The organism is Vibrio sp. 10N.261.54.E10, from assembly GCF_002877735.2.
GTDB lineage: Bacteria > Pseudomonadota > Gammaproteobacteria > Enterobacterales > Vibrionaceae > Vibrio > Vibrio crassostreae_C.
In genome coordinates this window covers 144,329-166,448 of sequence record NZ_MCXE02000002.1, presented here as the reverse complement: position 1 = coordinate 166,448, position 22,120 = coordinate 144,329, and the positions used below count along the sequence as shown (strand labels likewise).

The following is a 22,120-nucleotide window of genomic DNA, read 5'->3' as shown; positions in this document are numbered from 1 at the left end:
CCTTTGAGATAACACTATTTCAAGCCTGACTGTTTATACATGTCTCGATAGTTTTGACGATGTGAGAAAGTGACATTAAAAAAGGCGCTGAACTTACTAAGTTCAGCGCCTTTTTATTAGGGCATTTTATATCCAAATAATCATGTCTGTTTTACTGACAATTAAGCTGCCATTGGTACTAGAACAAGCGTACCGAAGATCACCGTGATAAGACCACAGATTACTGGTACTGAAGTACGTTTAACGACTTCAAACGGGCTGATTTTACCCATGCCAGAAGTCGCTACAATTACACCCGAAACAGGAGAAATTGTACGGCCTAAGTTAGACGCTTGAAGCATTGGGATGATTAGGAACGCAGGGTTCAAGCCCATTTTCGCAGCAAGTGACGGAGCCAGTTCTACGAATGCATAGAATGGCGCGTTACCAGAACCTGTCGCGATAGCAGCAGCAACTGTTAGACCAGTCAGGATAAGCATTAATGCGATACCGCCAGCGCCAGCTGATTCAGCAAGGCCGATTAGGTTATCAATTGCACCGATAGACATTAGGCCCTGAGCAAATACACCCGCCGCAACCAACAGCATTACTACGCCTTTAAATGCTTCGGCCATACCTTGGTAGCAAGAATCTAGGTCTTCTAGTGTTTTTTCGCCGTCAAACTTCTTCACAACGTAATCGATAACAGCGCCCACGAAAATTGAACCTACTACGATGGTGTAGATATCAAGTGAAAGGCCCGGAATGGTACGACCGTTGAATAGAAATACTCCAAAAATAGGTAAGAATGGAAGAGCAGCATAAAAAGCCGGCGCATTCGTTTCAATTTCTGAAACGTCTACTTTTTCCATTGGCGTGTTTTCTTTCTTATCTAGGTATTTGTTCCAGAAGAAAGCCGCACCCGCCATCACGATGATCGCACAGATAGAAACAGGCAGTACCGTTTGAACAGCAAACATATCAAGAGACATACCTGATTTTTCTGCTGCGATAACCACATCACCCGACGTTGGTGAAAGAATGATTGCTGCAGGTGATGCACAAACCGCCACCGCTGCTGGACGAGAAATACCCATTGCCGTCATCATTGGGAATAGGGTCGCCATCAATAGCACGCCAAGGCCTGTTGCAGAACTTACTGCTAGAGACATTAGACACGCTACGATGTAAGCCGCAACAAGAAGTACGTATGGAGATTTGATAGCAGCAAGCGGTTTAGAGAATTGTTTTACTACCACATTGTTTGCGCCGATATGCGTCATGTAAGAAGCAAAGCCACAAAGAAGCATGATTTGCATGCCTAGGCCGCCTCCACGGTACTGAAGCATGTACTTAACGAATTCTAGTGAGTCGGTAACCATGTTACCTGTTGAAGCGACCTTAGCGGGTAAGACTGTGTGACCTATAAGGCCAGTAATAAGAAGTAGGGCAAGGCCAGCTGTCAGTAATACACCTGCCGCTTTATAGCCTTTCACAATAAAGTAACCAACAGCGATAGTAATCACTAATCCGATCAAGAGCTCTAACATAGAAATCTCCACAAAGTTTAAAAAAATATAAGAAAGTGTTTCAGAATATGACAATGAATGTACAGAAAACTGCACTGTGGCACGAGGCATAGTTGAGGTTGATATGATCTAAGACAAACATTTTCTTTGATGTTAATTGTGGTTGTAAATCATGAACAACTACTGTTGTTTAGATGTTAATAAACAAATTTTGTAGCTCGTCAGAATATAACTTGGATCACTTTTGGTTGTTCTAGTTGCATATGTGGCGCCGTTCTATAAACCGTGAGTGTTTTTTGTACTTTGGAAGGGAATGTGTAACGAAGTGGGTATTTATCGGAGTAAAGAGGTGAGAATCTTAGCTTTGACGCTTACTTACGTTTAACGCCTACTTATTTTCCTAAGTAAGCGTTAAAACACAAGCTAGCACTAAAATATAATTAGGGTTAAAAATAGCGAGTGAGTTTAGTTCATATCAAGGCTTTGTTGCGTAATTCCATGGAACTAAATCAAGAACCTACGATCTGATCAGCTACCACCACTCTCTCTCGTAGCCTTATGCCTAAACCTTGTTACAAAACAACCAACTGGAAGCAATACAACCAATCGCTCATTAACCGTGGTTCTCTGACCTTCTGGATCGATGAAGAAGCAATAAGTGGGTGGGCGCAAAGCAAACAGAATAAGCGCGGGAGGCCACGTCGGTTCAGTGATTTAGCTATTACGACAGCACTCATGGTGAAACGAGTTTTTTCTATGCCACTGAGAGCGCTGCAAGGATTTATCGACTCGATATTTAGGTTAGCCCATGTGCCGTTAAGTTGTCCGCATTACACCTGCATCAGTCGTAGAGCCAAGCAAGTTGAGGTCTCATTTAAGACTAAAGCGAGAGGAGCGATACAACACCTAGCCATTGATGCAACTGGCCTTAAGGTTTATGGCGAAGGCGAATGGAAAGTCAAAAAACACGGGACGGATGGCAAGCGGAGAGTCTGGCGAAAGCTGCATATTGCAGTTGATACAAGCACTCATGAGATCATTGCCGCCGAGCTAAGTTTATCAACGGTTACAGATGGTGAAGTACTCCCGAACCTACTGAAACAAACACGTCGAAGCATCCTTGAGGTGTCTGGTGATGGCGCTTACGACACGAGAGCGTGTCGCGCTGCTATTAAGATGAAGCGAGCCGTTGCGCTTATTCCCCCAAGAGAAGGGGCAGCCTTCTGGGAGCGTGGTCATCCTCGAAATCTCGCCGTGGGTTGCCAGAAATTATACGGCTCAAATAAGTATTGGAAAGAGCGGTATGGATACCACAAACGTTCATTGTCAGAAACAGCGATGTATCGAGTTAAACAGTTGCTAGGAGGACGATTGAGCTTAAGAAATTACAATGCCCAGGTGGGTGAAACTTACGCGATGATAAAAGCGTTGAACAAGCTTACTGGGTTAGGTATGCCTGAAACTTGTCGTATTGATTAAGAAATACGCGAAACGGGGTTGTTCTATCTTTAAATTTAATTACGCAACAAAGCCACGGTGGTTTTCCTACAGAAAGAGAACCAACCCCGAAGATAACCGAAGAGTTAGATATAACTGCAGATATTTATGTTCCTAATGGATGGGATAAAAGTAGTCAGTTACCTACAGCAATTTTTATTCATGGTGTTACAGCAGAGCGTGGTACTGCTTCTTTGATGGCTGCGGAATATACGAAAAAAGGCTATGCCGTTGTTGCGATCGATATGCCATATCACGGGGAGCGAATGCGTTATGACTCAAGCACGGAACATGTGGAAATCAGCGCGAGAGCAAACAAAGCGTTTTTCATCAACATAGATTCGCCTTTAGCACTGCGCTCTAACCTACAGCAATCAGTGTCTGACTTTTTGGGGCTTCGTTACGCGTTGAACCAAGAGCGTTGGGTGAAAAAAGATGATGTTCATTTAATTGGACAATCCCTAGGCGGAATCATGTCGGTGATGGTCAGTGAATTTAGCCAAGTTAAAGATGGTTTCCCTAGTAACTCTGAGTTCGAATTCAATACAGTTAACTTTGTTGTTCCGGGGCAGGGGCTAACCAACTTGGTTCTGTCTTCTCAAACCCTAGGCCCTGAAATGTCTGAAGGTGTTAAGAAGTCTCCAGATGTTCAGCGCGGTATTGCTGAAACTGTCATACCAGATACATGTACAGCAGAAGCAACGAATCAACAATGTATTGAGGCACTTAGAGAGTTTGTTGAACTTTCGTCCGATAACGCGCTACTTGTCAGTCAGCTAGAGAATGACATCTTCGATTTGGTTGTTACCGACCTTAAACAAGGGGTTCAAGCAACAATTGATAGTGCAGACCCTGCTAGCTTCATCTCTCGTCAAGTTAAGGCTGAGCAACCGACTCTTTTGTTAGCTGCAGTTGGAGATTGTGGCGAAACCTGTGACGTTGGCGTTGATTATGTCCCAGATAGCGTAATTCCTAATACCGCGCCAGATAATATTCGAACTGGCACTGAGCCCTTAATTACGGCCCTTGGTTTAGACCCTATAACGGGTACAAAGCGTGATCAGATCGAACTCGGTGGAGTCATAAGAACGACAACCGGTGGACACAGTACGTATTTGTTTCCTTATGAAGGCCCCGTTGATGAAAGTGGCCTACCGGGTATGCCTGGCGAAAATATGTCAGATGTACGTGAAGCCGTGACAACCCAACAATTAGCTGTTGCTTCGATGGTGATGACTGACGGTTCGCTTGTTGTCATTAATAACGAAGACCATATCGAAACAGAGGTGCCTCAAGATGAAGAATAAACTCATATTGGGCACCGCAGCTGCTCTCATTCCATGTTTAACAAACGCCGCAGGATTCCAACTTAACGCACAATCAGCAACGGGTTTAGGCCGTGCATTCTCGGGTGATGCTGTTATGGCCGATAGTGCGGCAATTGTGGCTAAGAACAGCGCTGCGATGGCTTACATAAAGCAACCAACACTCTCTGTCGGCGCTATCTATATCGATAGTGGTATTGATGTGTCGAGTGTTAGCTACACACCAATGATTGGTGATACTGAAATGTTAGATGACCAATCATTGGACGCAGGGACACTAGTCCCAAACATTCATTATGTTCACCCAATTCAAGATTCGAAATTTACCTTGGGCGCAACAGTCCATTCCAATTTCGGTACTGATGTTGAGTTTGACGAGTCGTTCGAAGCGGATGAGTTCGGAGGGAAAACAGCGCTTTCCAGTATCAATGTTGGTTTCGCTGTGGCTTACGAGTTGTCTGAAAAATTCAATTTGGGCGCAGGGCTAGATGTTATTTACGGCGAGGGAGAGATATACCGTCAAAACTTGTTAAATGTAGATGCAGACGGTTTCGGTCTGGGTGCAAATGTTGGTGCGACTTACCAAGTCAATGAACATAACAAGTTTGGTATTAGTTACCGTTACAGCCCAGATATCGAAGTGGAAGGTGACATTACCAAAGGCGGCGTCCCTGCCGACAAGATGAACGTACCTCTACCAGACACTCTAGAGTTTTCCGGTTGGCACCAGCTCAACGAACAGTGGGCTTTTCACTACAGCCTGCAGTGGGTGAATTGGTCTGAGTTTGATTCATTAACGTCTGACTCTTATGACGACTCAATTAAAGAGTATCAATGGAAAGATGCAGGACATATTTCCGTCGGTGGTACGTACACCATGTCGAAATACATCGTTCTACGAGCGGGTTACATGTACGACATTTCCCCAACTGACGAACTCACATCGCTCTCTATTCCTGATGTTAACCGTCACTGGCTTACGGTCGGAGGGACATATAACTTCACCGATGCCAGTTCTGTGGACGTTGGAGGCGGATTTATCATCGGAGAATCACAAGATATTGACGAAAACCTGACGACGATTCCAGGAACGAGTTCCAATATAACTGCTGATGTGACTGCCGATGCTCTCTTGCTTGGTGTTCAATATCAACATCGTTTTTAACTTTTACTTTGGAGTTCAGAACGTAAAAATTTAGGAATCATATAAAAATTGCAGGGCTCGACAGTGAGTTGAGCCCTTTTCTCATTATTAGCTGTTTTAGCATTATTTAAATAGCTGGAAGCTCATTAAGTAAGAAATAGCTGCTTAGAAAAACGTTTTAATTCAGACGAATTCAACGGTTATGGTTATTAAAAATGAAATTTACAAAGCTTAGTAAAACAATCTGTTTGGCACTGTTTGCCTTACATATCTCTCCATCGTTTGCCCAAGATTCAAACTTGATTCCTGTGACTATCGAAAAAGCGCACAAACAAGCATTCACATCTTCAATCAACGAGGTTGGCAAAATCAGGGCAACGGATTCTGCTGCATTGACATTCAGTGCCTCCGACAAAATTCTCAACATCCATTTCAAAGATGGAGATTCAGTTAAAAAAGGCGAGTTGATCGCTCAATTGGACAATACCAAAGCGAAAGCCGATCTAGACAAAGCAAGAAGCTCTCTAGCGTTAGCAAAGTCGAAATTAAAGCGAGTACAAGAATTACTAAAGAAACAGCCCGACTCTATGTCTCAACAAGATGTGGAAGAACTGGGAGAGCAGGCGAATCTAGCAGCAGCGGATTACCGACAGAAAGAAGCGCTGATGAATGACTATTTATTGGTAGCGCCATTTGATGGGCAGTTAACTAATTTTACCCACTCAGTGGGCAGTAAGATTGATGGCGCAACCGCGTTGGTGAGTTTGATTAAACTCGATCCTGTCGAAGTTCAGTATTCCATTGGACAATCGGATTTAGGCAACGCAAAACTTGGGCAGAATGTCTCTATCCAAGTTGATGCTTTTGTCGATGAAGCGTTTTCTGGTGTGGTGGATTACATTGCCCCCACGGTTGATGAGAGTTCAGGTCGCGTAGAAGTACACGCGCACGTGACCAATCCAGATCATCGCTTAGTTCCGGGCATGTTTGCCAAAGTAAGCCAAATGACGAGCGAAGACACGACTCAAATGGTGGTTTCCCAAAATTCCGTTCAAGCAAAAAATACACAACGTTTTGTATGGATTGTGAATGGCGAAAAAATCGAGCAACGCATTGTTGAATTGGGCGTGAATACTAACGATGGGTATGTCGTTGTAGAAAGCGGATTGAAACTGGGTGATCAGGTCGTAGTGACGGGACAGCAGAACCTAAAGAAAGCGTCTCTAGTTAAGGTAATGAACCCTAATGCGGAGCAGAAAACGGTTGAGTTAATAACGGAGCCGGTAGATAAAGTGGTCACTAAGCAGACCGTTAAGCCCGAGGTAGAAAAGACCGAAACACAGATTGATGAAGCACATCCGGTTGAGCCTTCGGTTGATTGGACGGAAGCAACAAAAGGTGTAGACGAAGCGGTCAACGAAAATAACGAGCGTGCGGAAACTAATGCGGCCGCTGAGCAATCATCGAGCGAAATCCAAAGCCAGGAAACTCACAGCAAGGAAATCCAAAGCAAGGAAGCCGTAACAAAGGAGAATCTGAATGAAGCTTCCTGAGATTTGTATCAAGCACCCTGTGTTTGCGTCTGTTCTGAGTATTACCATTGTTTTGCTTGGGCTTTTGTCGTTTCAAAAGCTCTCAATCCAATACTTTCCTGAACATAAAACACCGTCGGCGACTGTAACCGCGGCGATCAATGGCGCGAGCGCTGAGTTCATGTCGCGCAATGTGGCAGATAAACTGATCACGGCGGCAACAGGCTTAGACAGCGTGAAAACCATGACGACGGACTGTCAGGAGGGAACGTGTAATCTAAAAATCATTTTTGAAGATGACATTAATGACGTCGAATACACCAGCTTGATGAACAACCTGCGTAGCAGTGTTGAAGCGATTGGTGATTTTCCTCCGAGTATGACGGATAAGCCAACGGTAACGGATGACTCTTCTGATACCAGTATGCCGAGTAACATCATCACGTTTGTGAATACCGGCAAGATGTCTAAGCAAGACATGTATGACTACATTAGCCAGCAAGTTGTGCCCCAGTTTAAGCACATACAAGGTGTGGGGGGGATTTGGGGGCCGTATGGTGGCAGTGAAAAAGCGGTGCGTGTGTGGTTACAACCAGATCGAATGATGGCGCTCAATATGAGTGCATCCGATGTGGTTGGAACATTAAGCTCATACAATGCGACATTTACCGCGGGTACTATCAAAGGTCAGGTGCGAGATTTCTCCATTAACCCAGTCAACCAAGTGACCAGTGTTGATGATGTGCGAGATTTGGTGGTTCGTGTCGATAACGGCAAAATCATTCGCATTGGCGATATTGCTGAAGTAAAAATGGGTGAGGAGAGCCTTACACCGAGTATTCTTCGTGTTGACGACAACTTAGCTATGTCGATTCAGGTACTGCCACTGAAAAGTGAAAACCCAGTGACGGTTGCCAATAAGGTTAAGAAGCAAATAGACGTGATTCAACCTCAGTTGCCTGAAGGCATTGAGATGAAGATGGTCTACAACCAAGCTGATTTTATTAAAACTGCAATTGACGAAGGCTTCATGACTTTAGTTGAAGCGATTGTTCTGGTTTCAGCCGTTGTCGTGTTGTTCCTTGGTTCAGTTCGTGTGGCGTCTATTCCTATTATCACCATTCCTGTGTGCGTAATAGGCGTATTTGCCGTCATGCATTTACTTGGATTTAGCATCAACGTACTGACGATTCTCGCTATCATTCTCGCCATTGGTTTGGTGGTTGATGATGCGATTGTTGTGGCTGAAAACTGCTACCGTCATATCGAAGAGGGTGAAACGCCGTTCAATGCTGCAATTAAAGGGTGTCGAGAGATCGTATTTCCAGTGATTGCGATGACGCTGACTTTGGCCGTTGTTTACTTACCAATTGGCTTGATGGCAGGCCTAACCGCCGATCTATTCAGGCAGTTCGCGTTCACGCTTGCAGCAGCGGTGATCATCTCTGGGTTTGTGGCGTTAACGCTCTCACCAATGATGAGTGCTTACTTAATGAAGCCAGTATCAACCCCGGCGAAGTGGTATCAAAAAGTTGATGCGAAACTGAATGTGTTATCGGATTTATACACGAAAGAGTTAGGCAAATGGTTTGATCGTAAGGCTCTGATGAGTGGTATTGCTTTAGTGCTGATCGCTTTATCGGCCTTAGCGGTTTGGACAATGCCTCAAGTGTTGCTTCCAACGGAAGATACTGGTTTTGTTGAGGTCACTTCAACGCCTCCTACAGGAGTCGGACGTCAGTATCACCTAGACAACAACGAGCAACTCAACAGTGTGTTCAAAGGTGATAATTCAGTAGAAGCGAATTTATCTTACATCGAAGGGACTCCGACCAATCACGTTTTATTGAAATCATGGGGCGAGCGTGACCAGTCAGCTGATGAGTTGGTGAACGAGTTTATCGCTAAAGCGCAAAGTTCGGTCTCTGCTTATGGCATGTCTTTCAAGGTTCGCTCGGCTGATAACTTGAACATTGCCACTAATATGATCCTAGAGTTAACGACGGTTAACCGTGATACCACCGTATTGTCGGAAACGGCGAATGAGGTGGTGGAGGCGCTTGAGAGTTATGAGGGCGTGACCAACATTAAAAATTCGATGTTGCGTGACCAATTGCGTTATGACTTGTCGATTGACCGCAATGCTATCGTATTGTCTGGTGTGGATTACAGTAATGTCACCAATGCGCTATCTACTTTCTTAGGATCAGTGAAAGCGGCAGATCTACAAGCGGATGATGGCTATACGTACCCAATTCAAGTTCAAGTAAATCTTAGTGATCTTGGCGATTTCAAGGTGCTCGATAAGCTGTACGTGGATTCACAGTCGGGTCAAAGGCTTCCTTTATCTCAGTTTGTATCAATCAAGCAAGTGACATCGGAATCTAATTTCAAGACGTTCATGGGTAAAGACAGTGCTGAAATCACCGCGGACTTGATGCCCGGATATACGGCGAGCGACGTGAAGGCATACATTGATGACACGGTACCAAGTCTGTTGAAACCTGCTCAGAGCTACGAGTTCAATGGCGTAGTTAAAGACCTGGTTGATTCAACCGCGGGCGCACAAGTGCTGTTCGTATTGGCGTTGATTTTCATCTTCTTGATCTTGGCGGCGCAGTTTGAAAGCTTTGTTGACCCAATGATCATCTTGCTAACGGTTCCATTGTGTATTGTGGGCGCGATTTTGACGCTTTCGGTATTTGGTCAAAGCCTCAATATTTACTCGAAGATAGGATTGCTGACACTGGTTGGTCTCGTGACCAAACACGGTATTTTGCTGGTGGAGTTTGCCAACGAGAAACGCAAATCTGGCGCGAGTGCGAAAGAAGCGGCGATCAGCAGTGCACGTTCAAGGCTGCGTCCTATCTTGATGACCTCACTGACGATGATCCTCGGTTCATTGCCATTGGCATTAGCAGATGGTCCGGGTTCATTAGGTCGAATCAATATTGGTTTGGTGTTGGTCGGAGGTTTGACAGCCGGAACCTTCTTCTCACTGTTCTTAGTACCAGTGGCTTACGTTGGTATGGCGAATCTAAAACAGATGGATGCGTTGACTCGATTAAGAACCAAACCAGCGTAGCGAGATGCTTTAAATTTATCTAGATACTTCAAGGCCCTCATTGTGAGGGCCTTTTGCTATTGTGGGCTAGATTAAGTGAGGAAAGCGGTGAGGGCGGTTAGAAATCGTAGTTTAGATTCATTGAGCTGTAGATTTCGGCGTTACTTTGATCTGAGGCGACAGTGGTGTTGTAAATGTATTCGGTATCAAACATCAGTGCTAAATTACCCATCAGAATGTTCTTCAAATAGCCTTTTAGGTTGTAGTTTGTGTTCTCTTCACCGTAGGCCATGTTTGCAGTTGCACCCATAGAAAACGTTTCTGTAAGTGTTAGCGATCCATCAATACTGGCATTAACGATCAGCTCGTAGTTTTCTTTGTTTGGGAACTCTTCATCGGAGGGTTGTCGTTGACTGATTCTGTAACCCGGACCCGCAGAGCCTTGAAGCTTGATTCTTTCTGTATCGTAAAAGTGACGACCAAATCCGGTCGCGGTAATGAATTGCTTACGATAGGTACCATAGTGATCGTGTTCAAAACGTGTTGTCGCGACCAAATAGGTGATTTCGTTCAAGTCATAGCTGATGCCATAGTTGGTGGTATAGCGATTGGTACCGTCTTCGTCGTTTTCAGCATCGGTATAGTAGGTATCAAACTGAACTCGTTGGCCCCAGTTCTCTTTTTTGTATCCAATAGAGATTCCAGAGTTGATCGACAAAGATGAGCTGGTGTTTTGTGAGTAGATAAACCCAAGCTTGGTCAAGGTCGTAAAAGGGGATTCTTTAGCTTCGTCTTGTAATTCAGAACCTTCGCTTAATACGACTTGGTCCTCGACTTCCACTTCTTCAACCTCCTCTCCAGCCTCTTTTCCAAATACGGGCATAGAGAACGCGATGAGAAATAGAGGCAGCTTTGCTAGGGAGCGTGTGTATAAAACTGTGTTGGTTAATGGGTGCTTAGTTTATGTTCAAAGCGCCAGAACAGTATTTAAATGAATGTGAATGATCTTTCGTGAGGTTACTTGATATTGGTTTAGGAATATTTGGGGAGGAAAGTTGGGTTTATGATTGAAATAACAGCTCAGAAACACAGAGAGCAAGGCGCTCTCTGTGTTGGTCATTTTGCTACTATCGAAACTTGCTGATGAGCATTATCTCTGGCGTCTTGCGACCAAAGTAAATCGGTAATCGTTAGACGTGAAGTAGTTACGGCTGTATTCAAACACCGTGTTATTGGCGAGGTAACCGCGAGTACGTTTTTCAATGATAGGCTGAGCTGGGTCAATACCTAACTGTTTAGCAACGTCTTCAGGCGGAAGAATCGGTACCAATTCCTGCTCACTTCGATCAATCACCATGCCTTTGGTGTTCTCAATAAAGTCGTATTTTGATGTCTGCATCACTTGATAGGTGAGATCTGGGAATAGGGCAACAGGTAACCAAGTTTCTTCAACCGTAATTGGATTGTTGTCTATGAAACGAACACGTTTTACGTAGAAAACCAATTCGCCTTCTTTGATATCTAAATGTTCAGACATCGCCAAAGAACACGGCTTCATTTCGAAGGCCAGAACTTCACTGTGTGTAACCACATCCAAATGCGCCCACTTTTCTTGAAAGCTCGACTGTTTGTAGATGTCGTAATTGATCTTGTTCTCTTTGACGTAAGTACCACTACCTTGAACGCTTTCCAGCTCATCGTTTTCGATCAGTAGTTTCAGCGCCTGTCTAACCGTTACACGACTTACCGAGAATACTTCACGCAATTGCGCTTCCGTTGGGAGTGCTTCTCCAACTTTATATTCACCAGAACTGATCTTTTCTCTTATTGCATCGGCGATTTGGCGATACATAGGGAGTCTTGCCATTTTTGCCTCATTTGTGCGCTAGGACAACTAGACTTTGATTAACAACCTGTACCTTAAATACGTAAATTTGCTCTATATAAGCCTTGCTTTAAAGGTTAGTGTGAGCGTCGTATCGGCGTTTTGTAGTACATATAATACAAATTAAACGATACATAACAAGCTTTCTTAAAGGATTTACCAATACGATTTAAATACAAATTAAATACAAATATGTATTGATGAGATCGTGATCACGGATTAAATGTCTTGAAGTTGTATTATTCTTCTCGTCGACAGGGACGACTGTCGTACTAATCCGTGACTATGGGACAAAGGTTATGAAACTTACTACTCTAACGAATAAGTCGCTCGTAAATCTGCAAACTACGTTTAGCAGTCGAGAAGAAGCGATTTACGCACTTGCTGACCAACTGGATCAGCAAGGCAAACTGCATAACAAGCAAGAGTACCTTGATGCAGTATTTGCTCGTGAAGAGCAAGGCCCGACAGCGCTTGGTGAAGGCCTAGCAGTACCGCATGGCAAGACTGACGCGGTTAAAGAAGCTGGCTTCGCTGTAGCAACGCTTAAAGAAGACATGAAATGGAAAGGCTTGGATGAAGACGAAGATGTAAATCTTATCTTCCTAATTGCGATTCCAAATGCAGAAGCGGGTTCTACCCACATGCATCTGCTCACTGCATTGACAACTACATTGGTTGACGACGATGTTCGCGAAGCGGTATTAAAAGCGACAACGGCTGAAGAAATCTTTGCGCTTCTTGATGGCGACAATCAACAAGAAGAAAAACAAGACAACTTAGATACAAATGCACCGACAATTGTATGCGTTACTGCTTGCCCTGCAGGTATTGCTCATACTTATATGGCGGCAGAATACCTAGAAAAAGCCGGCAAAAAGCTTGGCTACAAGGTTCATGTTGAAAAGCAGGGCGCAAACGGTATTGAAGATCGCTTAACTGCGGAACAACTTAATAATGCTGTAGCGTGTGTGTTTGCTGCTGAAGTTGCGATTAAAGAATCTGAGCGCTTTAATGGCATTCCTCGTGTTGAAACCCCAGTTGCAGAACCGATTAAGCACGGTGAACGCATTCTTAATGAAGCGATTGAAGAGTCGAAAAAAGGTAACGGTGCAGAACGTAAAGTTGCTACCGATGACAAACCGAAGAAACTACCGTTGAAAACTGAGCTTAAACAAGCACTGCTTTCTGGTATTTCTTACGCAGTTCCTCTGATCGTTGCTGGTGGTACTGTTCTTGCGGTTGCTGTTCTTATCGCACAAATTTTTGACCTGCAAGATCTTTACGCAACAAAAGATTCTTGGCTATGGATGTATCGCAAACTAGGTGGCGGCCTACTGGGTACATTGATGGTGCCAGTACTGGCGGCTTACACAGCTTATTCACTAGCAGACAAGCCCGCACTTGGCCCTGGTTTTGCCGCAGGTATTGCAGCAAACATCATTGGCTCTGGTTTCCTAGGCGGTGTTGTTGGTGGTTTGATTGCTGGTTATGTGATGCGTTGGGTAAAAGAGCATGTTCGCTTAGGTCCTGCGTTTAACGGATTCCTTACTTTCTACCTTTACCCTGTGATTGGTACTTTGGTAGCGGGTAGCTTGATGCTATTTGTTATCGGTAAACCGGTAGCGTTCCTAAACCAAGGTCTAACGGATTGGTTGAACGGTATGTCAGGCACCAATGCGCTGTTATTGGGTGCGATTCTTGGTCTGTTTGTGTCATTCGATTTAGGTGGTCCGGTAAACAAAGCCGCTTACGCATTCTGTTTAGGTGCGATGGCGAACGGTGTTTATGGCCCTTACGCAATCTTTGGTTCAGTAAAAATGGTATCGGCGTTCACTGTAACGGCTTCAACCATGATTGCTCCACGCCTATTCAAAGACTTTGAGATTGAAACCGGTAAATCGACATGGCTACTTGGCCTTGCGGGTATTACCGAAGGTGCAATCCCAATGGCGATTGAAGATCCAATCCGTGTAATCGGCTCATTCTTACTAGGATCAGTGGTTACAGGTGCGATGGTTGGCGCGGCAGGTATTGGTCTATCGACTCCGGGTGCAGGTATCTTCTCTATCTTCTTGTTACACGATTCAGGTTTGGGCGCATTCTCTGCTGCTGCAATCTGGTTCGGTGCTGCGATTGTCGGCACAGTAATTTCAACCATTACTCTTCTGATGTGGCGTGGTCACGCTGTAAAAAAGGGTAAGTTTGAAGCAAGTACTGCAACACAGAACTAACTGAATTTTGAGTTAGCTCCTAACTCACTGCGAAATCAATATATAAAAAATAACAAACAACTGGCTGTCCTAAATACCTGTGCTCCTAACGGTTTTATTCACACAGATTCTGGGCGTGGTTTTCTGCACCCTAAATTTAGTGGCAGCCAATTTTAACCCCTTGAAAAAATTTAATTTAGTCGTATTTGAGTTCGAATTTTAGATTTACTCGAAGCGACACATTTAGGTAAATGATTATGACTACATCACGCGTACATATTACTCCACACATGCACTGGGATCGTGAATGGTATTTCACAACAGAAGAATCTCGCATTCTTCTTGTGAACAACATGGAAGAAATCATGAACCGCCTGGAGAGTGATCCAGAATACAAATACTACGTTCTTGATGGTCAAACCGCTGTTCTAGAAGACTACTTTGCGATCAAACCAGAGAACACAGAACGCGTAAAAGCATTGGTTGAAGCGGGCAAGCTTATTATTGGCCCTTGGTATTCTCAAACCGACACAATGCAAGTTTCTGGTGAGTCGATTGTGCGTAACATGATGTATGGCATTCGTGACTGTATGAAATTTGGCGATGCAATGAAGATCGGTTACCTACCAGATTCATTCAGCATGAGCTCACAGCTGCCGATGATCTACAACGGTTTCGACATCACGCGTGCAATGTTCTGGCGTGGTTGTTCAGAACGTCATGGCACCAACAAAACAGAATTCTTATGGCAATCAAACGACGGCAGTGAAGTTACGGCACAAGTGCTTCCGCTAGGTTACGCAATTGGCAAATACCTTCCACAAGACGAAGAAGGCTTGCGTGCTCGTTTAGATAAGTACTTCCCAGTGCTAGAAAAGCCATCGGTGACTAAAGATATCTTGCTACCGAACGGCCACGACCAAATGCCGATTCAAAAAGACATCTTTGAAGTAATGGACAAGCTTCGCGAAATCTACCCAGATCGTGAATTCTCAATGAGCCGTTACGAAGAAGTGTTCGAGAAAGTAGAAGCGGCGCGCGACCAACTCGACACAATCAAAGGCGAATTCAACGACGGTAAATACATGCGTGTTCACCGCACGATTTCGTCAACACGTATGGACATCAAACTGATCCATGCGGAAATCGAAAACAAGATTGTAAACATCTTAGAACCGCTAGCGTCTATCGCTTGGACATTAGGTTTCGAATATCACCATGGTTTGATTGAGAAAATGTGGAAAGAGAGCATGAAGAACCATGCTCATGACTCTATTGGTTGCTGTTGTTCAGACAAGGTACACGCTGAAATCCTAAACCGTTACATCCTTGCGGACGACATGGCGACAAACCTAATCCACTTCTACAAACGTAAAATCGTTGACCATATGCCGGATCGCGAAGGTTGCGACAAACTGGCGATGTTTAACCTTTCTCCGTATGAGCGTGAAGAAGTGGTGAACACAACCATCACTATCCGTGCTCAAGAATTTTCTATCTTTGATGAAAACGAAAACCCAGTTGAATACTTCATCCAAGACAAGCGCCAAATCGACCCAGGTAAAGTAGACCGTCAAATCGTTCACTACGGCAACTACGACCCTTTCATGGAGTTTGATATTCAAATCAAACGCACTGTGCCAGCGATGGGCTTCACCACGTTACACATCCAAGGTAACGAGAAGGGTGCAGTAAAAGTTGCAGAACAAAAAGACTACTTACTAGAGAACGAGTACTACCGAATCAATGTAAACGACAACGGTACTCTGACTATTTTCGATAAAGAGACAGAGCAAGTATTCGACCAAGTACTTCGTTTGGAAGACGGTTCTGATGACGGTGATGAGTACGATTACTCTCCATCTCGTCAAGAATGGTTACTGTATTCAGACGAGTTCCCAGTCGAAACATCGATTGACCACCAAGGCTTCCAATCGGTAGCGAACATCGCTTTCCGAATGAACGTACCTGCAAACCTTGCAGAGCGTGAAGAACGCACGGGTCAAAACGGATTCGTTGAAGCGCAATGCCAAGTGGTATTGAAGCAAGGTTCTCGCCGCATTGAAGTACGTATGGAACTAGACAACCAAGCCGACGACCACCGTGTACGTGTCTTAGTACCAACGCCATTCGTTTCTGAAACTGTGGTTGCAGACAACCAGTTCGGTTGTATTACTCGACCAACCAATGACCCTGCTATGGCGGTTTGGGAAGAAGAGAAGTGGAAAGAAGCACCGGTTCCGGTTTACCAACTGATGAACTTCGCTGCATTAGAAAACGGCAAAGCGGGCATGGCGATTATGTCGAATGGTCTACGTGAATTTGAGGTGATTGCATCTCAAGGTGACGAAAACCGAGATACCTTCGCACTGACACTGTTCCGTGGTATCGGCGTGTTGGGTAAAGAAGAGCTATTGCTTCGCCCAGGCCGTCCATCAGGCATCAAGATTCCGACACCAGATTCGCAAGTGCGCGGTAAGTTAGTGTGTGAATTCACGTTGTGCGGTTTCTCTGGTAACCATATTGACGCGAACATCATGGCGCAAGCACGTGACAATGTCACTCAAATCGAATGCTACAACAAGATCCCTTACAACGCGATGAAGCTCAACGTGGGTGAGCAGAACCTACCTATGAGTTTTAGCCTTCTGTCTAAGCAACAATCAGGCGCGGTGTTGAGTGTGCTGAAGAAAGCGGAAGACGAAGATGCACTGATCATGCGTGTCTACAACCCGGCAGAATCGGGTTCAGTATCGGATTCAATCTCTTTTACTCAAGCGGTTTCAAGCTGGAAAGAGACAAGCATGGACGAGCGCGTACGCGAAGGTGATGTAGCATCTGAAGAGTTCGGCCAGATAGCACCTTGCCAAGCAAAAACATTCCAAATCAAATTCTAATTTCGATAACCCGCTCACCTTGGTGGGCGGGAATGGTGAACGACAATGAAAATTGTAATTGCCCCTGATTCATTTAAAGAATCACTCGACGCTCATCAAGTTGCGTCTTGCATTGAGCGTGGATTTGCCGATGTTTTCCCTTACGCAGAGTTTGTGAAAATGCCACTCGCCGATGGCGGAGAAGGCACGGTAGACGTGTTGCTAGAGGCGCTCAATGGTAAGAAGCAACGGCTGCACACGACGGATCCAATCGGGCGTGAATGTACGGCTTATTGGGCTTCGTTGGAACAGACTGTTGATGGCGCCAACGTAAAAACTGCCTTGGTGGAATTTGCTCAAGCATCGGGTTTAGACCTATTAACCGTAGAAGAAAGAGCACCGTTAACCGCATCTTCGTTTGGTACTGGGCTATTGATCAAAGATGCACTAGATCAAGGTGTTGAACAAATCATTATTGGTTTGGGCGGCAGCGCAACCAATGATGCAGGTGCTGGCATCTTACAAGCGTTGGGAGGCAAGTTATTAGACAAGCAAGGCAACGAGCTATCTGGTGGCGGCGCCGAATTAAGCCGGTTAGCAAGCATCGATCTTGAAGGACTGCACCCTAGATGCAAAGAAGTGACGTTCGTGGTCGCGTGTGATGTGAATAATCCATTATGTGGCGAAAGCGGAGCCAGTACTGTGTTTGGTCCGCAAAAAGGCGCATCAAAAGCTCAAGTTGAACAACTTGATACTGCGATCGGGCACTTTGCCGATATCGCTCAAGCACATACGGGTACTAATCACCGCGACACAGCTGGATTTGGTGCTGCTGGTGGTACACCTCTGGGGTTAAGTCTTGCATTCAATATCCAAATTAAAGCGGGTATTGAGATGGTACTAGATGCCTTGGATGCAGATAAGGTTCTTGAAGGTGCTTCACTGGTCGTGACCGGAGAGGGGCAGATGGACAACCAAACCCTGCAAGGTAAAACACCTTTCGGCATCGCTCAGCGAGCTCAAAAGTTGAGTATTCCAACCATTGGAATTGCGGGCTCTTTGGGGCAAGACGTTGAAAAACTTTACGGCTCAATGTCTAGCTTATTTGGAACCGTACGTTCACCTCAGTCTTTAGACCAAGTTTTATCAGAAGCGAATCAAAACCTGACTCGCACTGCCCGTAATATCGCCGCCACGCTCAAGCTTGGTAGCCAGATTTTTAATGAGAAGTAATTATGTCTCTATTTAAACTCGACAACGTTATTCAAAACTACGCATGGGGAAGCAAAGACTCCATTAACCAATTGTTTGGTATTGTGAACCCAAACCAGGAACCTCAAGCAGAAATTTGGATGGGTGCTCATCCAAATGGTTGTTCAAAGGTAGGCGATACCGGTGAATCGCTTTCTCACATGATTGATGAAAACAAAATCGATGTCTTAGGCGGATACACGGCGGCTCGTTTCGGTGAATTGCCTTTCTTGTTTAAGGTGTTGGCCGCTGAAACACCGTTATCGATTCAGGTTCACCCGAACAAGCGAAAATCAGAATTAGGTTTTGAGCGTGAGAATGCACTTGGTATCCCTTTGAATGCGTCTAATCGCAACTACAAAGATCCAAACCATAAACCTGAGTTGGTTTATGCGTTGACCTTCTACAAAGCGATGAATGGCTTTCGTCCAATCGACGACATTATTGCCTTGTTCGAAGAAGCGGATATTCCTTCGTTAGCGATTGAGCTTAATGTACTAAAAGCCAATGCCGACAGTGATTCTTTGAAGTCGTTCTTTAGCGCCATTATGTCTCTTGAAGGTGACCGCAAAGCGTCTGCGCTTAATGAGCTTTATGCTGCACATGCGCGACCAGCCAAAACGGTCATGGGGCGTGAAGCTCTTCAATACAGCATCGAATTCAAACAGCATTATCCAGGTGATATTGGCTTATTTGCACCATTAATGCTTAACACGGTTGAGCTGGCGCCCGGTGAAGCGATGTTCCTGTTCGCAGAAACCCCACATGCTTATGTTCAAGGTACGGGTTTAGAGATTATGGCAAACTCAGACAATGTGCTGCGTGCCGGTCTCACTCCCAAATATATCGATGTCCCTGAGCTTATCGACAACACAATCTTTGAGCCGATTAAGCCAGAAGATATCCGCCTTAAGCCTGTATTGAAAGAGGGCAAGATGAGTTATCCGATTCCAGTGGATGACTTTGGCTTTGATATCTTGTCTGCGACTGATGAGAGCAAGTCACAGTATCTACGTAGCGCGGAGATCTTGTTCTGTGTGGAAGGAGAGGCGACCGTCACTTCAGAAGGGCGGTCAGTTTCTCTTAAGCCCGGAGAATCGGTCTTTGTAAGTAGTAATTCAAGTGTTTACCAATATCAAGGGAATGGCATTTTGGCTCGTGCTTTTAACTAGTGCCCCCGTGCTAGCGATCAGCAAAAGAAATGTCAGAGTGCCACTGTAAAGTGGTACTCAATATTGGATTGATGGTTGTTACCTATCTGTCTTTGACAGTCATGATTATTGACCATACCCGCTACTCTGGCGGGTTTTTTCATTATTAGAATGAGCAGATATAAGCTTGTAGAAAAGACAAACCCTGCGATCAGAGCAGGGCTTTTTATTGAATTAGTACTGAGTGACTGGTTAGGCAATGTGCGTCATTTTATTAAGCACAAAGGCTTCAATACAACCTTCAGTCGCAGCCATGTAGTCAGCGATGTGTTGGCTCGCTAAGTGCTTCTCTAGATGAACTTCAGACTCCCAGTTCTCATGAAAAACGAAGTGAGCAGGGTTACTGTTATCTTGGTGCAGATCGTAGTTAATACAGCCGTCTTCAACACGGGTTTTATCGATCAATTTAATCATCTCAGCTTTTACAAGCTCAGTTTTGTCTTCTTTAGAGACGATCGTTGCAATAATAGTCAGTTTGCTCATTTTCAATTCCTTCGCTTTAAACTCGGTAAGTTTAAGTAATATAAGTATAAATTCAAAATGAAGAAAGAGTTCTGAAATCCAATAACTATGGTTCTTACCATCCACAATTCAAACTCGAGAGCATAGGGCCAGAGCCGAGTAGGTTATGCTTATTAAAAAAAGCCCTCATAGCAATATGAGGGCTTTTGAATAAGAATTAAACTGTGTTGTTACTGGGGTGTTAAGCGTACTGTTTTAGCTTAAGCGTATTGCTCAACCGTCATTGCCCAATTTTTCTTCTGTTGTTCGAAATTCATTTTGATTTGCTGATAACGAACCTTAAGAACAGAGTGTTCGTACTTCTTCACAACGTCTTCGCGCTTGCTTTCAAGTAGCTGTTTTTTAACTTCGTAATATTCGTTCATGTTTGATACTAGAGCATCAAACTCTTGTTGAAGCTTCTCTGCGATTTGTTGCTTGTCGGCACGATGCATGATTTTTTGCTGGGTGCGTTTAAGTAACATTGACGCTTCAGCTTTCTCAATACGAGCTTGAGGGGTTTTCTTAAGCTTACTTGCCAGTCCCATCAACGAAGCACTCTTAATCAACCATTTTGTTGGATCGTATTGCCACCAGTAGATGCCGTTACGGTAGTCGTTCTCAAAGATGTGGTGGAAGTTGTGGTAGCCTTCGCCGAAAGTGAGTACTGCTAACACACCGTTATCACGCGCTGTGTTTTTGTCAGTAAAAGGTTGGCTACCCCAGATGTGAGCAAGAGAGTTAATAAAGAATGTTGTGTGGTGGTTAAGTACCAAACGAACAGCACCTACGATTAACAACATGCCAAGTACGTCACCGTAAATAACACCTAAAGCGATAGGAACACCGAAGTTCATTAGCAATGCCAACAGAACATAGTGCTTGTGCTGCCACATAACAATTTTGTCTTTCTTTAAATCTCGACAATTTTCATAATTTTCATACATCGAGGTGCTGTAGTTACGAATCATCCACCCGATGTGAGAATACCAAAAACCACGTTTTGCTGAGTATGGGTCTTTGTCGTTGTTATCTACATGCTTGTGGTGCACACGGTGATCAGAAGACCAGTGTAACGCGCTGTTCTGCAGGGCAAATGCGCCACCTAATGCAAATAAAAATCTTAGGCTCGAATGTGCTTCAAACGCTTTATGAGACCATAAGCGGTGATAACCTGTTGTGATTGAAAGGTTACAGAACGTAAAACAGATTGCTAGCCATATCCAGTGCTCCATACCATAGCCAAAAAAGTAGCCATAAACGGGAGCCGCAACAACAGCAAGCAGCATACTAAAAGAGAATACAAAAATATTGAGCCAGATTAATGGCGGCTTTTTTGTAGTTTGTTTGTCGGCACTATTCATTAGCAAATTTCCATTGAGCTTACATCTGTGCGCTAGAATATCAGCGTACACGTGTAAGTCAATATTGAAAGTGTAAACGTGTATTAGTATGTTTTGCTTAAATATTGTATAAAGGTAGTGTGAAATGTAGTAGCAAGTCATAAATGGAAGTACTAAGGGCTAATAAATGGAAATTAAGGTAGCTGAATATAAAGATTATGAGCGGATTGCCCAATTACACGCGGATAGCTGGAAGCTATATTATCGTGGCATTCTTGCTGATGATTACTTAGAAAATGATGTTTTGGAGGACAGATCTGTTATTTGGCAGACTCGTTTGATTAACCCTCCTTTTAACCAACATGTTTTATTGCTTGAAGAGGGCGGTTTACTGGTTGGTTTCGTCTGCGCGTTTGGTAATCACAACTTTGAGCGTGGCACGTTCATCGATGCGTTACATGTAGATAATAATTATCGTGGACGAGGTGTAGGCAAGCGTCTGTTGTCTGAATTGTCGAAGTGGTTGCAGCAATACTATTCGGACTCAGGGCTTTACCTAGAGGTGATGTCTGAGAACCACCAAGCGATTGCTTTTTATCAGGCGATTGGTGGCAAAGAAGAACTAGAGCAAGTTTGGAACGCACCATGTGGCAGCCAAGTGAATGAAAAAGTGATTTCTTGGAGCTCTCCCGTTGAACTTGAACAGAAAACAGCGAGCGTTGTGTATTCTTAGTCGATTCTTGTTGAATACTGTTTTTTTGCTGAGTAGC

14 protein-coding genes and 1 pseudogene are annotated in these 22,120 nt (G+C 44.4%); 10 read left to right on the top strand and 5 right to left on the bottom strand.

Annotation, left to right across the window (positions count from 1 at the left end):
* Positions 1 to 161: 161 nt before the first annotated feature.
* Entirely contained in the window at positions 162 to 1,529 is a 1,368-nt protein-coding gene (gene dcuC / locus BCU07_RS12010) for an anaerobic C4-dicarboxylate transporter DcuC (protein WP_102428573.1), read from the bottom strand.
* Positions 1,530 to 2,066: 537 nt separating this feature from the next.
* Here dcuC and BCU07_RS12005 point away from each other — a divergent pair.
* The 5 genes and pseudogenes from BCU07_RS12005 (at position 2,067) to BCU07_RS11985 (ending at position 10,091) form a co-directional block, all read left to right on the top strand.
* A complete protein-coding gene (locus BCU07_RS12005; RefSeq protein ID WP_065583724.1) occupies positions 2,067 to 2,987 on the top strand; it encodes an IS5 family transposase in 921 nt (306 codons plus the stop codon).
* A 56-nt stretch (positions 2,988 to 3,043) separates the two neighbouring features.
* Positions 3,044 to 4,312, top strand: a pseudogene (locus BCU07_RS12000) (alpha/beta hydrolase-fold protein); the annotation flags it as partial.
* Entirely contained in the window at positions 4,302 to 5,495 is a 1,194-nt protein-coding gene (locus BCU07_RS11995; RefSeq protein ID WP_102428847.1) for an outer membrane protein transport protein, read from the top strand. The pseudogene BCU07_RS12000 and the gene BCU07_RS11995, both read left to right, overlap by 11 nt.
* A gap of 194 nt (positions 5,496 to 5,689) precedes the next feature.
* A complete protein-coding gene (locus BCU07_RS11990; protein ID WP_102428846.1) occupies positions 5,690 to 7,027 on the top strand; it encodes an efflux RND transporter periplasmic adaptor subunit in 1,338 nt (445 codons plus the stop codon).
* The gene (locus BCU07_RS11985) at positions 7,014 to 10,091 is read left to right on the top strand and encodes an efflux RND transporter permease subunit (protein ID WP_102428845.1); all 3,078 of its coding nucleotides are present in this window, start codon (positions 7,014 to 7,016) and stop codon (positions 10,089 to 10,091) included. The genes BCU07_RS11990 and BCU07_RS11985 overlap by 14 nt, the downstream gene beginning before the upstream one ends.
* 97 nt (positions 10,092 to 10,188) lie before the next feature.
* Here BCU07_RS11985 and BCU07_RS11980 read toward each other — a convergent pair whose 3' ends face one another.
* A complete protein-coding gene (locus tag BCU07_RS11980; protein ID WP_102428844.1) occupies positions 10,189 to 10,953 on the bottom strand; it encodes a DUF481 domain-containing protein in 765 nt (254 codons plus the stop codon).
* Positions 10,954 to 11,220: 267 nt separating this feature from the next.
* On the bottom strand, positions 11,221 to 11,937 hold the full coding sequence (locus BCU07_RS11975) for a GntR family transcriptional regulator (protein WP_009845448.1): 717 nt from the start codon (positions 11,935 to 11,937) through the stop codon (positions 11,221 to 11,223).
* A gap of 317 nt (positions 11,938 to 12,254) precedes the next feature.
* On the opposite strand from BCU07_RS11975, the gene mngA reads away from it, so the two are divergent.
* The 4 genes from mngA (at position 12,255) to manA (ending at position 19,467) form a co-directional block, all read left to right on the top strand.
* The gene (mngA, locus tag BCU07_RS11970; RefSeq protein ID WP_102428843.1) at positions 12,255 to 14,189 is read left to right on the top strand and encodes a PTS 2-O-a-mannosyl-D-glycerate transporter subunit IIABC; all 1,935 of its coding nucleotides are present in this window, start codon (positions 12,255 to 12,257) and stop codon (positions 14,187 to 14,189) included.
* 236 nt (positions 14,190 to 14,425) lie between these two features.
* Positions 14,426 to 17,065, top strand: a complete 2,640-nt coding sequence (mngB, locus tag BCU07_RS11965; protein ID WP_102428842.1) for a mannosylglycerate hydrolase — start codon at positions 14,426 to 14,428, stop codon at positions 17,063 to 17,065.
* A 45-nt stretch (positions 17,066 to 17,110) separates the two neighbouring features.
* A complete protein-coding gene (locus tag BCU07_RS11960; RefSeq protein ID WP_102320779.1) occupies positions 17,111 to 18,277 on the top strand; it encodes a glycerate kinase in 1,167 nt (388 codons plus the stop codon).
* Between the two features lie 2 nt (positions 18,278 to 18,279).
* Complete coding sequence (gene manA, locus BCU07_RS11955) at positions 18,280 to 19,467, top strand: mannose-6-phosphate isomerase, class I (RefSeq protein ID WP_017070588.1); 1,188 nt, start codon at positions 18,280 to 18,282, stop codon at positions 19,465 to 19,467.
* Between the two features lie 231 nt (positions 19,468 to 19,698).
* On the opposite strand, the gene BCU07_RS11950 is transcribed toward manA, so the two are convergent.
* Complete coding sequence (locus BCU07_RS11950) at positions 19,699 to 19,989, bottom strand: putative quinol monooxygenase (protein WP_102428841.1); 291 nt, start codon at positions 19,987 to 19,989, stop codon at positions 19,699 to 19,701.
* Between the two features lie 239 nt (positions 19,990 to 20,228).
* Positions 20,229 to 21,371: an acyl-CoA desaturase gene (locus BCU07_RS11945; RefSeq protein WP_102428840.1), complete on the bottom strand. Its 1,143-nt coding sequence runs from the start codon at positions 21,369 to 21,371 to the stop codon at positions 20,229 to 20,231.
* Between the two features lie 166 nt (positions 21,372 to 21,537).
* Between BCU07_RS11945 and BCU07_RS11940 the strand changes: the two genes are divergently transcribed.
* Positions 21,538 to 22,083, top strand: a complete 546-nt coding sequence (locus tag BCU07_RS11940) for a GNAT family N-acetyltransferase (RefSeq protein ID WP_019824456.1) — start codon at positions 21,538 to 21,540, stop codon at positions 22,081 to 22,083.
* The last annotated feature ends 37 nt before the right edge of the window (positions 22,084 to 22,120 follow it).

Bases quoted from the DNA above. Each gene is read 5' to 3' on its own strand.
- mngB (WP_102428842.1), top strand. From the start codon at position 14,426: ATGACTACATCACGCGTACATATTACTCCACACATGCACTGGGATCGT.
- mngA (WP_102428843.1), top strand. From the start codon at position 12,255: ATGAAACTTACTACTCTAACGAATAAGTCGCTCGTAAATCTGCAAACT.
- BCU07_RS11985 (WP_102428845.1), top strand. From the start codon at position 7,014: ATGAAGCTTCCTGAGATTTGTATCAAGCACCCTGTGTTTGCGTCTGTT.
- BCU07_RS11990 (WP_102428846.1), top strand. From the start codon at position 5,690: ATGAAATTTACAAAGCTTAGTAAAACAATCTGTTTGGCACTGTTTGCC.
- BCU07_RS11950 (WP_102428841.1), bottom strand. From the start codon at position 19,989: ATGAGCAAACTGACTATTATTGCAACGATCGTCTCTAAAGAAGACAAA.
- BCU07_RS11995 (WP_102428847.1), top strand. From the start codon at position 4,302: ATGAAGAATAAACTCATATTGGGCACCGCAGCTGCTCTCATTCCATGT.
- BCU07_RS11940 (WP_019824456.1), top strand. From the start codon at position 21,538: ATGGAAATTAAGGTAGCTGAATATAAAGATTATGAGCGGATTGCCCAA.
- manA (WP_017070588.1), top strand. From the start codon at position 18,280: ATGTCTCTATTTAAACTCGACAACGTTATTCAAAACTACGCATGGGGA.
- BCU07_RS11945 (WP_102428840.1), bottom strand. From the start codon at position 21,371: ATGAATAGTGCCGACAAACAAACTACAAAAAAGCCGCCATTAATCTGG.
- BCU07_RS11975 (WP_009845448.1), bottom strand. From the start codon at position 11,937: ATGGCAAGACTCCCTATGTATCGCCAAATCGCCGATGCAATAAGAGAA.
- BCU07_RS12005 (WP_065583724.1), top strand. From the start codon at position 2,067: ATGCCTAAACCTTGTTACAAAACAACCAACTGGAAGCAATACAACCAA.
- BCU07_RS11980 (WP_102428844.1), bottom strand. From the start codon at position 10,953: ATGCCCGTATTTGGAAAAGAGGCTGGAGAGGAGGTTGAAGAAGTGGAA.
- BCU07_RS11960 (WP_102320779.1), top strand. From the start codon at position 17,111: ATGAAAATTGTAATTGCCCCTGATTCATTTAAAGAATCACTCGACGCT.
- dcuC (WP_102428573.1), bottom strand. From the start codon at position 1,529: ATGTTAGAGCTCTTGATCGGATTAGTGATTACTATCGCTGTTGGTTAC.